This is a genomic window from Halobacteriovorax sp. HLS (assembly GCF_004006665.1).
In the GTDB taxonomy this organism is placed as follows: Bacteria; Bdellovibrionota; Bacteriovoracia; order Bacteriovoracales; family Bacteriovoracaceae; genus Halobacteriovorax.
On the sequence record NZ_QOCL01000003.1, the window covers coordinates 395,101 to 409,983 of the forward strand.

At 35.4% G+C, this 14,883-nt stretch carries 15 protein-coding genes; 8 read left to right on the top strand and 7 right to left on the bottom strand.

Features of this window, described 5'->3' with window-relative positions; translation table 11 throughout:
* Positions 1-4: 4 nt before the first annotated feature.
* The 4 genes from DPQ89_RS06545 to DPQ89_RS06560 all read left to right on the top strand — a co-directional run bounded on the left by DPQ89_RS06545 (position 5) and on the right by DPQ89_RS06560 (position 3,338).
* Positions 5-1,030, top strand: coding sequence for a hypothetical protein (locus DPQ89_RS06545; RefSeq protein WP_127716119.1), 1,026 nt, complete (start codon positions 5-7; stop codon positions 1,028-1,030).
* 70 nt (positions 1,031-1,100) lie between these two features.
* Positions 1,101-1,892 carry a LysM peptidoglycan-binding domain-containing protein gene (locus tag DPQ89_RS06550; RefSeq protein WP_127716120.1) on the top strand — a complete coding sequence of 264 codons (792 nt, stop codon included), beginning with the start codon at positions 1,101-1,103 and terminating at the stop codon, positions 1,890-1,892.
* Between the two features lie 160 nt (positions 1,893-2,052).
* Positions 2,053-2,847: a thymidylate synthase gene (locus tag DPQ89_RS06555; RefSeq protein WP_127716121.1), complete on the top strand. Its 795-nt coding sequence runs from the start codon at positions 2,053-2,055 to the stop codon at positions 2,845-2,847.
* Positions 2,847-3,338 carry a dihydrofolate reductase gene (locus DPQ89_RS06560; RefSeq protein WP_164848288.1) on the top strand — a complete coding sequence of 164 codons (492 nt, stop codon included), beginning with the start codon at positions 2,847-2,849 and terminating at the stop codon, positions 3,336-3,338. Before DPQ89_RS06555 ends, DPQ89_RS06560 begins: the two co-directional genes overlap by 1 nt.
* Here the strand turns inward: DPQ89_RS06560 and DPQ89_RS06565 are convergent.
* Positions 3,325-3,900, bottom strand: a complete 576-nt coding sequence (locus tag DPQ89_RS06565) for a nucleoside triphosphate pyrophosphatase (RefSeq protein WP_127716123.1) — start codon at positions 3,898-3,900, stop codon at positions 3,325-3,327. The genes DPQ89_RS06560 and DPQ89_RS06565 overlap by 14 nt on opposite strands.
* Positions 3,901-3,980: 80 nt before the next feature.
* On the opposite strand from DPQ89_RS06565, the gene DPQ89_RS18470 reads away from it, so the two are divergent.
* Complete coding sequence (locus tag DPQ89_RS18470; RefSeq protein WP_164848289.1) at positions 3,981-4,142, top strand: hypothetical protein; 162 nt, start codon at positions 3,981-3,983, stop codon at positions 4,140-4,142.
* Here the strand turns inward: DPQ89_RS18470 and DPQ89_RS06570 are convergent.
* Positions 4,139-4,585: a hypothetical protein gene (locus tag DPQ89_RS06570; RefSeq protein WP_127716124.1), complete on the bottom strand. Its 447-nt coding sequence runs from the start codon at positions 4,583-4,585 to the stop codon at positions 4,139-4,141. The genes DPQ89_RS18470 and DPQ89_RS06570 overlap by 4 nt on opposite strands.
* A 116-nt stretch (positions 4,586-4,701) precedes the next feature.
* On the opposite strand from DPQ89_RS06570, the gene DPQ89_RS06575 reads away from it, so the two are divergent.
* Positions 4,702-5,289, top strand: a complete 588-nt coding sequence (locus DPQ89_RS06575) for a FecR domain-containing protein (protein ID WP_127716125.1) — start codon at positions 4,702-4,704, stop codon at positions 5,287-5,289.
* Here DPQ89_RS06575 and DPQ89_RS06580 read toward each other — a convergent pair.
* From DPQ89_RS06580 to DPQ89_RS06590, 3 genes are all read right to left on the bottom strand, one after another.
* The gene (locus DPQ89_RS06580) at positions 5,286-6,431 is read right to left on the bottom strand and encodes an ATP-binding protein (protein ID WP_127716126.1); all 1,146 of its coding nucleotides are present in this window, start codon (positions 6,429-6,431) and stop codon (positions 5,286-5,288) included. The two genes, DPQ89_RS06575 and DPQ89_RS06580, sit on opposite strands and share 4 nt — an antisense overlap.
* A gap of 252 nt (positions 6,432-6,683) precedes the next feature.
* Entirely contained in the window at positions 6,684-9,041 is a 2,358-nt protein-coding gene (locus DPQ89_RS06585; RefSeq protein ID WP_127716127.1) for a ribonucleoside-diphosphate reductase subunit alpha, read from the bottom strand.
* Positions 9,042-9,043: 2 nt separating this feature from the next.
* Complete coding sequence (locus DPQ89_RS06590) at positions 9,044-10,012, bottom strand: ribonucleotide-diphosphate reductase subunit beta (protein WP_127716128.1); 969 nt, start codon at positions 10,010-10,012, stop codon at positions 9,044-9,046.
* Between the two features lie 625 nt (positions 10,013-10,637).
* Here DPQ89_RS06590 and DPQ89_RS06595 point away from each other — a divergent pair.
* Positions 10,638-11,036: a response regulator gene (locus tag DPQ89_RS06595; protein WP_127716129.1), complete on the top strand. Its 399-nt coding sequence runs from the start codon at positions 10,638-10,640 to the stop codon at positions 11,034-11,036.
* Here the strand turns inward: DPQ89_RS06595 and DPQ89_RS06600 are convergent.
* Entirely contained in the window at positions 11,033-11,989 is a 957-nt protein-coding gene (locus DPQ89_RS06600) for a tyrosine-type recombinase/integrase (protein WP_127716130.1), read from the bottom strand. The two genes, DPQ89_RS06595 and DPQ89_RS06600, sit on opposite strands and share 4 nt — an antisense overlap.
* Positions 11,990-12,133: 144 nt before the next feature.
* Here DPQ89_RS06600 and DPQ89_RS06605 point away from each other — a divergent pair, with 144 nt between their 5' ends.
* Positions 12,134-12,673, top strand: coding sequence for a hypothetical protein (locus DPQ89_RS06605; protein WP_127716131.1), 540 nt, complete (start codon positions 12,134-12,136; stop codon positions 12,671-12,673).
* Here the strand turns inward: DPQ89_RS06605 and DPQ89_RS06610 are convergent.
* Positions 12,670-14,883: a penicillin acylase family protein gene (locus DPQ89_RS06610; protein ID WP_164848290.1), complete on the bottom strand. Its 2,214-nt coding sequence runs from the start codon at positions 14,881-14,883 to the stop codon at positions 12,670-12,672. The genes DPQ89_RS06605 and DPQ89_RS06610 overlap by 4 nt on opposite strands.

Consider the following 14,883-nt stretch of genomic DNA (forward strand, 5'->3'; position numbering starts at 1 on the left):
AGTAATGCAAAAAACACTGATACTATTTTTTCTTACTTTTCTTTCGTTCACTGGTCCTGTGTTTGCTGCCAAATATTACCGTTTAACATATATCACAAGAACTGGTGATAGTTTTGCAGGTATTTTTAAAAGGTTTGTAAGGCCTGGATCAATTGTTCATGCGCAAACACAAATGACCCAAAAAACTAAGAATGCCAATCCTCATGTTGATAATTGGGCAAAACTTGAGCCCGGAACTTCTCTTACTCTCTATATATCGGCAGATTTAATGGATCTTAAGCGTTATAAGAAATATGAGAAAAAAGTTAAAAAGAAGCTCTCTAAGATTAAAGATGTAAAGAAAGAAACTCTCAGTAAGTCAAAGTCAGGCGCTAGTGGTTTGAAGTTATCGGCCTTCTATATGGGCTCCCTTGGAAAGTTTTCACAGGTTAATAATATAGGTACCACGATTAATTTCTTTCAAAATTCACCTGTTTCAGTAGGTATCGCAAGCTCCTATTATCCCGATGGCAAATTATATTCCTATGCAGGTAGTATTTATTATTCGACCTTAAAGGCAGCGGTAAGCAATGTGGGAAGTGGAGAGATTGCTGTTCCGGCAGAAGTTGGTGCCAATCTTTATTATGAATATAGACTTAAACGCTACAATCTCACTGTCTATGGTGGAGTAGATTACGAGACTTTTTCTACTTTTAATATGGGAGCTGTTAACAATAGTGCTAAGCTACTTGTCGATGAAAATAGTATAATTTATGCAACTGTTGGTGTTTCCAAACTTCTAAAGGTTAGAAGTTATAAATTGTTTACCAAATTTAGTATTTCAAAGTCTATTAGCTCCTCGCAGACGATTGCTGCTGGAGGAGTTGATACTGGGACAAGTTATGATGGCCTTAAATATATGGTCTATCTTAATTATAAGATATCTAAGAAGTTCTATCTCCATTCACTATTCAAAATGCATACTATGTCTGGGCCAGACGAGCTGACAACCACAAGGATTGGCCTTGGATTTGGCTATATTTTCAATTAATTAGGAGACTAAAGTATTTTTGTCAACTATCCGATAGGTTACATAGTAAACCTTAAATGTCGGATATTATATGTTAAGAAATACTTTATTATTATCAACTCTGCTTATTCTTGCTTCTTGCTCGATGGGTTCTTCTGATAATAGTGATAAGCAGCGCTCTGTTGCATCAAGCTCTGCTTCTCAAGACGTAAGTCTAGTCATAAATAGTGATGATGAGATCGTTGTTCTGGATACAGACTTACAAAATGAAATCGCTTCTGTTCAAGGAAATGAAGTCATCGTAGAAGAAGATAATATTTTTCACAATGCTGATGACTTTAAAGAAATCAACAGATCAATAGCTTCAGCAACTAACTCAATCTATCAGATAGAATATGAAACTTATGAAGTGGTTAAAGGTGATACCTTAATGCTTATTTCATTTAAAGTTTACGGAGATGTATCTAAATGGAGAACTATTTCCATATTAAATGAAGATCAACTAGTAAATGATAATATCGAAGTTGGAATGAAGCTACGCTACGAGAAGCCAGATGACGAATTTGTATGGAAGCCTATGGGGACTCCATATATGGTTAAAGAAGATGATTCACTCTCTATTATTTCAGCAACTGTTTATAACTCGACTAAGCATTGGCAATATATATGGGATAATAATAGACCCCTAGTTAAGAATCCAAACCTAATTTTTGCTGGCTTTACTCTTTATTATTTACCAATCGAAGAAAAGAAACATTATCAGAAAGTTCTTGAGGCGCGCTATAAGAGAATGGAAGAAGCATTAAAAGTAACAAAAATTAAAGAAAAATCTAAATCAAAATTGAATCTAGTAAAATTAGATACGAGTAAAAAAACTTTATAGTGTCTAAATTTTATTTGCAAAAGGCCCTGTTGCTGAGTTTTCTCCGACAGGGCCTTTTTGCGTTGTGTAATTTACTTATATTATCTAACTTTGTACGCGTCGAATATGGCCAATACAACTTCATTGTTAGAAAATAAAATACACACAATTTGGAGAGCGAATGAAGCAATATTTAGACTTAATGAAACATGTTTTAGAAAATGGAGTAGAGAAATCTGATAGAACGGGAACGGGAACACTTTCTTGTTTTGGTTATCAATCTCGTTATGATCTCTCAGATGGATTTCCCTTAGTCACAACAAAGAAGTGTCACTTGAGATCTATAATTCATGAGCTACTATGGTTTTTGAAGGGTGAGACTAATATAGGATATTTAAAAGAAAATAAAGTTACAATTTGGGACGAATGGGCCGATGCTGATGGGAACCTTGGTCCTGTTTATGGGTCACAATGGAGAAAATGGCAAAGACCTGACGGTAGTCACGTAGATCAAATTGCTAATCTAGTGGATCAAATTAAAAATAACCCTGATTCGAGAAGACTTATCGTTTCGGCATGGAATCCTGGTGAAGTTGATAAGATGGCCCTACCTCCTTGTCACGCTTTCTTTCAGTTCTTCGTAGCTAATGGAAAACTTTCATGTCAGCTCTATCAACGTTCGGCAGATATATTCTTAGGTGTACCTTTTAATATTGCTAGCTATGCTCTATTGACTATGATGATGGCGCAAGTTACTGGTCTTGAGCCTGGAGAGTTTATTCATACATTAGGCGATGCTCACCTATACTCAAATCATATTGACCAAACTAAATTACAACTCTCAAGAGAGCCAAGAAGTTTACCAACGATGAAAATTAACCCACTAGTTAAAGACATTTTTGAATTTAAGTTTGAAGATTTTGAACTGGTTGGGTATGAGCCACATCCACATATTAAAGCACCTGTGGCCGTATAGTGAAGTATATCATTGTTGCTGGAATTGGTAATGAAGGTGAATTAGGACTTGAGAATAAGTTATTATGGAGACTCCCTGAGGATCTTAAAAACTTCAAGTCCCTTACAATCAATAAGACGATGGTCATGGGAAGAAAAACCTTTGAGTCTATTGGTAAAGCGTTACCAAATAGGGAAACAATAATTCTTACTAGGGATAAGAGCTTTAAGGCCAGTGGCTGTAAAGTCTTTCATCATCAAGATGATATCGACTCTTATGCAAAAGAAAACCATATTGAGGAGTTGATGATTGTTGGTGGCGGGGAAATATATAATTTATATCTTCCAAGGGTATGCACAATGTATATTAGTCATGTTGATTATAGTGGAGCGAGTGATACTCGCTTTCCGCTCTTTGACTCAGCAGACTGGTCAGTAGAACAATTAGCTGAATATGGTGCTACCCCTAAAACTCTTGCATGGAAACTGTGTAAGTATTCTAGAAAACTTTAAAACCATACTTTAAAAGGATATTGGCCGTGCTCATCAGTGGCAGGCCAATTATTGAAGTGTAGTCTTTACAGTCAATCTCTTCAAAGAGGCCAATTCCAGAATTTTCAAGCATATAGGACCCACAACAATTTAATGGCATATCTCGATTGATGTAATTTTCAATTTGCTCGTCAGTTAGATTTCTCATTTTCATCTTGGCAATGACTTGTGTCTCTATTACTTCTTCTTTTACGATATAGGTAGTAGCTGTAATGAGTTCATGCGTTTTTCCGCTGAGTTCTCTAAGCTGAGATATGGCATTTTCTTTAGTTATAGGCTTTGAAAAAATCTTACCCTCGAAAGACAGCACTTGGTCACCTCCGATAATGAGGTCGCTAGGGTGGGCCTTCTGAACATCCAGTGCTTTAAGTGTTGCAAGTTTTGTGGCCAATATTGATGGCGAAATATCATCAGATTTATACTTATCTTCATCAATACTAGGTGAAGACATTTGAAATGATTTCGTAATTCTAGAGAGTTGTTCGCTTCTATATTTAGAAGTGGATGCGAGTATTATTTTCATAAGCTAATTATTAATAGAAATTAATCTTTCCAAGATTATTACAGAGTATTTCTTTGTTAGCCTATTACCAGGAGGTTAATATGAATCAAGAGGTAGTAGGCGAGATACTGCTTTATACAATTCTCTCAATACCTATAGTATTTGTTATAGGTTTGATAAGACAATCTCTTCATGAGGAGAGTGTTCATCCAGAAGACTTTTCATCTTCAATTGAACACTCTGATCATGATAAAGCTGCTTAGTAGCAACGGGCCAAGTTCTTAGTCGCAATCATCTTCCAGTTCACTTTCCAGCTTTTACCAAGTTTATTAACTCTGTATCCACCAATAAGCTTTTCTTCTCCTGGAAGAACTAGCGTCTTACCGCCATTTTTAAATGTATTAATTGCGTTTTGTTGATCATTTAATGATGAAAGAAGACAATATGGAGTTTCCGATACGTTAGTAACTTTTTGAGTTACAGCTACAACTGTGTTCGAAGACTGTAGTTTCTTCTCTTGAATTTTAAGTGCTACAACTCTTCCTGCACTTATATTTGTAAAATCTTGCCAGTCTGTAATTTGTGATTCTTCATTGTAGATCCATGGTGAAACATCTACATTTGCTTCTTCAAAACTGTCCCATGCATTTACTTCAAATGCCATCATCATTACAACGAACATACTTAAATAAATTAGTGCTCTCATTATTTTGTCTCCTAAATTGTGTGTTATTTAATTTTCTAACTAGAGTTTTTATACGTCAAATAAATGTTTCATAAAATTTGTTTTTGAAGGATAATATTTGCTAATAGGAGATAATTATGAAATTTGTTGCTATGAGTCTATTTTTCTTTTTGAGTTTTAACTGTTTTTCCTTGCCAACTGCAGAAGTTTCAAAACTTAGAGGGGATGTTTTCTTTAATGGTAAGAAGCTATCTATCAGTGATGAAATAACTACAAATGGTGTTCTTAAGACAGGAAAGAAGAGCTTTGTTAAAATTACAATCAAGGATTGGAATTCCTCAATCGTTCTTGGCCCAAAAGGAGTGATGGAAGTAGACCTTTCGTCAAAAGAAGTGAAGAAGAAATATACATTCTTAAGTGGTACTTGTCGTTGGGTTACAGCGCTAAATAAGAAGGCCAAGGGAGCTGTTTTTACAAAGAACGCTTCGGTAGGAGTAAGAGGTACAGATTATATTTTAAAGGTGACTAAGCTTTTAGGTGAATCTGAAATTGTAGTTATTGATGGTGAGGTTGAATTTAAAAATATTAATAATCCAAGTGATACGGCCATCGTAGGAAAAGGTCAGTGGGGTGGTCTTGGTGGACGTTACGGTAGTACTATCGGTGATATCTTGAGCTTGCCTAAGAATGTTGTTGAAGCATTTGATAAACAATTAAAACTCTAGCTACATTTTGGGAGCAATATTTCAAATGTTGTTCCCAAGTTTGGACTAGAGTGTACATCTATTTTTCCATGATTTAGTTCAATGAACTCCTTTGTGAGTAAAAGTCCAAGTCCAGTTCCTGGTTCTCCATTTGTTCCTTTTCTTGAATTCTTAGAGCCAATATTGAAGAGATTATCTTTTATTTCATTAGACATTCCTATCCCACTATCAATAACTTCAATTTTTACATTTTCATTTTGTAGGGAAGACTTTAATTTGATAATTCCTTTTTCAGGTGTGAACTTAATAGCATTTGTTAGTAAGTTATATATTGCCGTTTTGATCATGAAGTAGTCTCCATGTAAGGTAAGTTCCTTTGTCGGCTCAAGTGCAATTTCTATATTCTTTACTTGTGCATTTAGGCCTATGGCCTCTTTAACTTCTTTAAAAATTTTTTCAACTTTTATACGACTCTTTTGCGCCTGAGAGTTTTTGTTTTGAAGTTGCGCCCAGCTTAGTAAGTTTTCCATTAATTGATAGAGCCCTTTGGAAGCCGTGTGAATACTCTGAAGGGCCTCACATATTTCTTCTTTTGAAACACTTTCTTTATCATCAATGATTAGCTCTATATATTTTGTGATACCAGAGAATGGTCCTCTTAGATCGTGAGCAATAATTGAAAAGAATTTATCTTTCATTTTATTGATATTTTCTAACTCAGTATTTACTTTAGTCAGTTCAAATGTCTTCTCATGTATTCCTTGTTTTAGTGCCTCATTGTAGTCAAACATAATTGTCTCAGCTTTTTTTTGTACTGTTATATCTGTCATGACTCCATATATTGATTTTATCTCACCATTTATGTCTAGAATTGGTGTCATATTATCTTGAACCCATTTCTTTTTTCCATTTAGAAGATTTATTGCGTAGGCCAAGTTACGACTTTTCTTCGTCTTCTTCATGAGTTCGAACTCTTGCAAGTATTCTTCTTTAGAATCGTCGTCTACCAAATCAAAGATATTAATATCTTGCTCTGATTCTAATGATAAGAAATCCTTCATATAGGTATTGCTAGAAAGAACTTTTCTTTCTGTCGTAATAGAGCACTCATATACAGATATGGATAGATTTTCTAAAAGTTCATTTAGACTATTTTCATTCATGTCTAACTTTCGACAAAAGTTATTTTAAGCTAAAACAGAAGTGTGAATATTGTGGAAATCTATAGGTAGAATAAAAAGGGCCCAGCTAAACTGGACCCTTCACTTGTAAACTATTCCATTGGCTCGCACACCAATTGAAGTTGATTAAAGTATTTTTGTGCGTCTCTTAAGATCCACACATTACGCAGTTGCCGCAGGAGAAGAGTTTAGTACTCTTCGACCAGGCAACCGATTGTGTAATTGTGGAGCTTTTTAAGATCCACACATTACGCAATCATCCGGATTCTCAATCGAGCAGATCATTGCTTCTTGCGCCTGTTCCTTACTTACAGCAGGAGTATCGTTTTTTACTGTGAATTGAACTGCATTTACTGCTGCTCTTGTTCTCAAGTAGTACATCCCTGTCTTTAATCCAGCCTTCCAAGCGTAGAAATGCATTGAACTTAGCTTACCGAAGTTTGGCTCTTGCATGTGTACGTTTAGTGATTGACCTTGATCAATATAAGGAGCACGTCCTGCTGACATATCAATAACAGTCTTTTGCTTGATTTCCCAAACAGTCTTGTATAGCTCTTTGATCTCTTCAGGAATTCTTTCAATAGATTGAACTGAACCATTATTTGCAATGATCTCGTTTCTCATCTTATCATCCCATAGACCAGCTGCAATCAGATCATTAACTAGGAACTTATTAACAACAGCAAATTCTCCAGAAAGAACACGTCTAACATAGATATTTGAAGTTATTGGCTCAAAACACTCATTATTACCAAGAATCTGAGATGTTGAAGCTGTAGGCATTGGAGCTACCAATAGAGAGTTTCTTACTCCATATTCAGCAACACTTGCTTTAAGTTTTGCCCAGTCCCAGTATTTTCCAGATGGCTTAACATTCCATAAGTCAAATTGGAATTGTCCTTGAGAAATTGGAGACCCTTCGTAACTTTGATAAGGACCATTTACTTTTGCTTGATCATTTGAAGCTGTTAATGCCGCAAAGTAGATAGTTTCAAATATCTGGTTATTCAGCTCTAATGCTTCTTTACTTTCAAATGGAAGACGTAGCTTGAAGAAAGTATCTGCCAGACCCTGAACACCTAGACCAATTGGTCTATGTCTCATATTTGAATTCTCGGCTTCGATTACAGGGTAGTAGTTAATATCAATAATTCTATTGAGGTTAACTGTTGCTCTGTAAACAACATCAAATAGTTTCTTATGGTCATATTCATTAGTTTCTTCATTTACAAACATATTAAGTGCAATTGAAGCAAGGTTACAAACCGCTACTTCATCAGGAGCTGTGTACTCCATGATTTCTGTACAAAGGTTTGAAGACTTAATTGTTCCAAGATTCTTTTGATTTGATTTCTCATTAATAGAATCTTTATAAAGCATATATGGTGAACCTGACTCAATTTGAGATTCAAGAATTGCAAACCAAAGATCTTGTGCTCTAACAACTTTCTTTGCCTTTCCTTCTTTTTCATATCTCGTGTATAGAGCTTCAAACTCGGCCCCATAAACTTCTGCCATACCTGGACATTCGTGCGGACAGAAAAGTGACCACATACCATCTGATTCAACTCTTTGCATGAATAAGTCAGAGATCCATAATGCATAGAAGAGATCTCTCGCTCTACTCTCATCTTTACCTGTGTTCTTCTTCATTTCTAAAAAGTCAAAAACATCAGCGTGCCATGGCTCTAGATAGATTGCAAATGCACCTTTTCTCTTCCCACCACCTTGATCAACATATCTTGCAGTGTCGTTAAATACTTTAAGCATTGGAACGATACCATTTGAAGTACCATTAGTTCCTTTGATAAAAGAACCTTTCGCTCTTACATTGTGAATTGAAAGTCCAATTCCTCCTGCAGATTGAGAGATAAGCGCACATTGCTTTAATGTATCGTAAATTCCATCGATACTGTCATCTTTCATTGTTAAAAGAAAGCAACTTGATAGTTGAGGCTTAGATGTTCCTGAGTTGAATAGGGTAGGTGAAGCGTGTGTGAAATACTTTTCACTCATTAAGTTATATGTTTCAATTGCCGCTTCGATATCATTCATGTGAATACCTACAGAAACTCTCATGAGCATCTGACCTGGTCTTTCAACAATCTTTCCATCCATCTTTAAAAGATATGATCTCTCAAGAGTTTTAAATCCGAAGTAATCGTAGTTAAAGTCTCTCTTGTCATCAATGGCCTTGTCTAATAGTTCAGCATTTTCCATTACTGTTTCATATAACTCTTTTGAGATTAAAGGAGCATGTTCTCCAGTCGCTGAATTAACAAAGTTATACATCTCTTTAATATTTTCTGAGAAGCACCCTCTTGTTTCTTTATGTAGGTTAGAAACAGCGATTCTTCCTGCAAGTGCAGAGTAACCAGGGTTTTGAGTAGATAGGTAGGCTGCAGTTTCAGCAGCAAGTTGATCTAGCTCTTTAGTGCTTATTCCATCGAAAATACCTTCAATTACTTTACTTGTAATTAAAGATGCATCGATATTATTTTGATCTAAACCGAATGTTAAAGTATCGATTCTTTCCGTGATCTTGTCGAATTTTATCGGCTCTCTCTCGCCACTTCTTGTGATGACATACATTATTAAAACTCCGCGTCTAGTGTGAATGTGTTCTGTGTTCTATCTCCAAGAACACCTGATTTTTGATATTCAGAAACTCTTTTTTCAAAGAAGTTTGTCTTTCCTTCTAGAGAGATAAGTTCCATCCAGTCAAATGGGTTCTCTGTGTTGTAAACTTTCTTACAACCTAATCTATCAAGCCAGAAGTCAGCAACGTATTCAATATATCGTTTCATCATATCTGCATTCATTCCAATAAGAGATACTGGAATTGCTTCAGTGATGAATTCTTTTTCGATTTCAACTGCTTCAGTTATGATGCTCGTGATTGTTTCGTGATTGATTTTTTCTTCGTCTGAAAGTAAATCATGCATTAGACACGCAAACTCACAGTGAAGACCTTCATCACGGCTAATAAATTCGTTAGAAGTACACAGTCCTGGCATTAGACCTCTTTTCTTAAGCCAGTATATAGAACAGAAAGATCCAGAGAAGAAGATTCCTTCAATTGCAGCAAATGCAATTAATCTCTCTGCAAATGATCTCTTTGATTGCATCCACTTCATGGCCCAAGCTGCTTTCTTTTCAACAAATGGGAAATGATTTACTGCATGGAAGAGTTCATCCTTTTCAGTAGGGTCTTTTACATATGTATCAATTAGAAGTGAGTAAGTTTCTGAGTGGATATTTTCCATTGCGATTTGGAATCCGTAGAAACATCTAGCTTCAGGTATTTGAACATCATTATAAAATCTTAGTGCAAGGTTCTCATTAACGATACCATCACTTGCTGCAAAGAATGCAAGCACGTGCTTAATGAAGTGTTGCTCATCTTTATTTAGTTTTTCCCAGTCTGCTAAATCAGCCCCTAGGTCAATTTCTTCAGCAGTCCAGAAAACTGCCATATGGTTTTTGTACATTTCAAATACCGATTGATATTTGATTGGGAAAAGAACGAACCGGTCTTCGTTTGGTGCGAGAATAGGATCCACATTGCCTCCATAATAGTTTGTGTGTGTGGTTTACAAGTTTATTTTTTGCCAAAATTCTTTGGACTATATATTGTGCTACAAGCACAACTGAAACATAAAAAATAAGCACAGAAATTCGCTATAGTATTTATCATACTAGACTCGTCTGTTGCCTAAACATACCATTATTAAAGGGGTTGTGTGTGTCCTTGAATTTCTGATATTACATTTTGTCTCTTATAAAAGATTATCAAGACTTTCTAAATATACAAGCCTAAAATTGCTAGTTATTGTGTCAAAAAGTTAATTTTTTTTATAATTAACACTAGACGAATTGTTACATCCTTTAACAATCGCATGGTTGGGCCTTGTCAAACCCTCTGCAGCAACGCTCTTTTTTTTCTAAAAGTTTCTTACATTGATTTTACTGCATAGTGCTTATATTAAATTTATGTGAATAACACATTGTGTTGGCACTATATGTAGTGGTTTGCCAACTTAAAATGTCTCTATATTGTCTTTTTGGGATGTTTTTTTTGTAGACAAATATAACTAAAACCTTGTGAGAATCTTAATTTTTGGCATTTCTCTAATGCAGTTATAATGATTTCCGATATGAAATTTAAGTCACTTTAAAGGAATAGTTATGTCCAAACAACACGTAGATTTGGTTATCGTAGATGATGATCCGATTATTGGAAAAGTCTTAATGAGAATGCTTGAAGGTTTTGATCTCAATATTCATTTCTATGAAGATTCAACAGAGGCCCTAAGTCGCATTGTAGAGGATAGACCACGTCTAGTTGTTTTAGATTATAATATGCCTGGTCTCGATGGACATCAGCTTATTGTTAAGTTTAGCGAAAGACTAATATTTCAAACGACTTCGGTAATGTTATTTACAGCAGAAAAACTTAGTGAAATGGATAAAATTAAATTAATGACTTTAGGTTTTGAAAAAATCATAGCAAAACCTATTGAGAAAGAAGATTTCATAGATATCATCCAAGAGAATCTAGGGAAGCTTTCGCTTAAGAGTGCTTAATAGTTTAATTTAAAGACTGGACTATCACTTAGTTTCTTTCTTCTTTTATCATATTCTTGAGTTGTTTTAACTGAAGAGTGATTAACTTCCCTGGCCACAGTGTAAATATCAACACCTAGTTCAAGAAGCTCTCCAATAAATGTCGCACGCGCAGAATGGGGTGAAATCTTAAAGTTAAGACCGATCTTCTTAGCATAGTAATTAATAATTTCATTAATAGACTTAGGATTAAGTGGCTTGTTTAAGTTAGTGGGATCAGTAGGATTGTGAGCAGGCTGAAATAGCCAATCTTCAGTATTATGCTCTCTGCCTAAAGAGCGCATATGTTCTAGATATATTTCTAGAGTTTCAATATTTGTTGGATGTAGAACTTTTTGTCCAATCTTGCCACCCTTACCAATGAATTCGATAACCTTGTATTCGTTGATTTCTCGGTAGTCCTTAAATTTCATGTTAAGGATCTCACTCTTTCGCAGTCCTGTTGTAAAGAACATGATAATGAGTGCTCGATGTAAAATACCAGAGGAAGTTTCACCTGGAATGGCCTCTAGGAGTTGTTTTACTTGGTCACCACTTAAGGCGTTAGTAGGGGAGACAACGTCCCGTCGAGGTCTTTTAACAGATGTTACAGGGTTGAACTCCAATAGTCCTTTTTCAACAAGGTAATCGCTGTAGCTCGAAAGCGCGGCCAATTTTCTTGCTACTGTTTTTGGAGCACACGGATTGCCATGACGTCCACCGGCCTCTTGTAGCCAGTTTCTATAAGTAATGATGTGACTCCTTTCTAGTTCTGCGTAGGAGCTAATTTGAAACTCCTCAAAGACCCAACAAAAGAAGTGTTTAATGTCGATTGAATAACTCTTGCGAGTATGAACAGAGTTGAAGTTATAAAAGAACTCATCTTGAATTAAGAATGGTTGAGAGCTTTCATCAATCTTTTTTGCATTATCCATAATTCATTATAGGCCGATTTTGAATTTAATCCGAGCTTTCAGAAATTACCACAAGTTACGCAGATTCATAACGGCAATACTTTCTCAAAATTACAAATATTATAAATTTCTAAGCAAAGAGCTAGTTTCAATCGATAAATTGGTATGAATCTAATGGCCAGAACAAAGAATATTCTAAATTTCAATCAACTAAGAGAGTTATCAAAGCAAACTTCACTAATAAATATGGACGGACCATTTCTAGTGAAAAGAACTCCATACTTAAGTCAAATTATTAGAAATTCAAGCGTTGAGGAAGTTAATCTCTTCAAAAGAAGTAAGAAGTTTATACTCTTTAAAGAACATGTTCTTATAAGAGCGATCACGCGCCAGGGAATTAAGTTTGACTCCCGAATTCTTAAAGGAAGCTTTGATAAGTTCGCCAACTTGAAACAGTTAGAAAAGGAATTTAAAGAACTTGATTTTCTAGTTCGTAAAAATGGACTTGATCTTAAAAGTTTTGAGATTATTCATACTCACCCGACAGGTTGTTATATTGAAAAAAGTGATGGTCATCATGTCCTGAGCATGGGTGGTATTAGCGAAGCTGACTTAGATGTGTCTAACTACTTCAATGACCTTTTTAATGTACGAGTTGACTTACGTGCAATATGTCCTGGTAATATTACTTTCTGTTCGGCCTAATTAAGTTCCACTGATTTGTATTTATAGTTCAGCCACATTTCGACCTCACTAGTATAGAGCTTAGAAAACCTTCTATCACTTACACCACCAGCTAGAACTGTATAACTCTTAGTGTCGCCTAGATCACAAACAAATCGCATGGATGGACAGAAAGTAGAGATTCTTCCATGAGCTTCATATAGGGCCCCTTGAACAATTGTTGCTCGACTGCCTTCAATGGTTATTGGTCCATAATCAAAGCCAAGAAAGTTTGGTAATTTCCCATCAAAGAGAATATTTTTCATTGGAGTACGTCTTATGTCTTTTAACTTTGGGACACCCGAGCGGAAATTCTTTTTCGTATTTTCTAAGGCCCGTTGTATAAAGTCTTCTTTAGATGAATGGGCAAACCACAGTGGAGATTTTCCTTCTAGTAGTATTGTGTCGAAGAAATAATAAAAATCTACAAGAATTGATGATTTATTCGCGATGTAGTCCCATGCATCTGTTCCTGCTAAATCTTTTGCAAAGACAAGTCTTAAAAGTTCAAAGTAATAATGCTCAAAAACAATTGCCCCTTGCGACTCTCTGTCATAATTGAAGTTCCACGTTTTTAAAATACTTGAAATTGAGTCATCGCCTAAGTAAGGGGAAAGTTCTTGCATAAATAATTCTGCCTGTAGGCTATATAGGTCAGACTGCATTTTCTTTAGTTGTTCAATGTCGAACTTTTCTTGAGATTCTAAAAGATTCTTTATTCGTTGATATCGATATGGCCCCATAGGTAGATTTATAGAAAGAGGAGAGTCTGCACTCAAATAATCAGCAAGATCATTATTTGCAGTGGCCAAGAAGCCACATTCAGGGTTTAAAACACTTAAGAGATCACTCTTAGGCCGCATTCCATTCCAAAGGTTTTTACTATCTGATGCCTTCAGTGGATAAAGTCCAGTAGATTTTCTATTAGGAAATTGTCCTGATTGTTGATAGGCAATATTGCCGTGAATATCTCCTAACAACCAATTACATGAAATTGTTATGTGTGAAAGAACTTCTTTTAAAGAATGAACGTCCTTGCATTTGTAGAGTTCATACAGAGATTTTGCCGAAGCTGCTGCACCATTATTACGACATGACCAAGCAAGGTTTAAGAACTTTCCATTAGGAAGTTCTTCTAAGTCCGTTTCGGCCTCAACAGTTCCACAGGAGTTTTCAAAGAAGTTACATCTGATTTCGCCCCCGCCTTTTTTCTTAATCACTTCTTTTCTGATATTGAACTCTTCCCATTGTGAGTCTCTGAGAAACTTTCCTTCTTTTATATCCTCGATAAAGTAGTCCACCATATCCATGAAGCCATAAGTGAAGCCAAAGCTGATATTCTCACTACGGCCCATAATAATTCCAGGAATACCTGGCATAGTCATTCCATGAAAGTTTCCTTCTTGAGTATGAATGATTTGTTCATACCAAATTGCCGGAAGACGGTTAACTTCTAAATGAGGATCATTACATTGTATAACATTGCCAGAGTTTGTTTTCTTTCCTGAAAGAATCCAGTTATTTGATGCCATAAATTTAGGCAATTCATTTAAGAACTTAACTTCTTCAGGAATAAGAGCTTCAAAGAATTTCAATTTTTTTAAGTCTTCAATAGTCTCTAAATTAAGAGTATCTAAATGGGGGGAAAAGAGACTTTTAATCTTTTTTAGATCTACATTATTTCGTACTAATTGAATAATTAGCTTTTGAGCATCTTGTTGTGTCTGAGCAAGTCCAATATATGACATAATCTTAATGATCATCAAAGAGTCTTCAATATTCCACTTCTCAGGTTTTACTTTTAGTAGCTTAAACTCCCAAACCGTTCCGTGTTCTTTGAGGTAATCATTAATTCCATCACAGTAGCTTTGAAAGAAAGCTCTCGCGCAGGGATCAAGTTGACTTAATTCTTGTTTAGATGAGCCATAGAAGTTCATCTTCCTCATAAACTTATCAATTTCATTTGTTTCTGTACTATCGTTAAGTAGCTCGCTGATACGACCTTGACCTATAATTCTAAGAAGAAAGATTTGTACAAAGCGATCATTACAATGAGTCATTGCTTGTGCGTAGGCAGATGTATTTAAGGACTGAGTTGAAATTTCTGTAATGCCACTAGATCTTCGATTGAGTGTATAGCTTTCTTTTTTATTATCCAAAAACTCTTTCTTGTTCTCATCTAGTTTTATCAC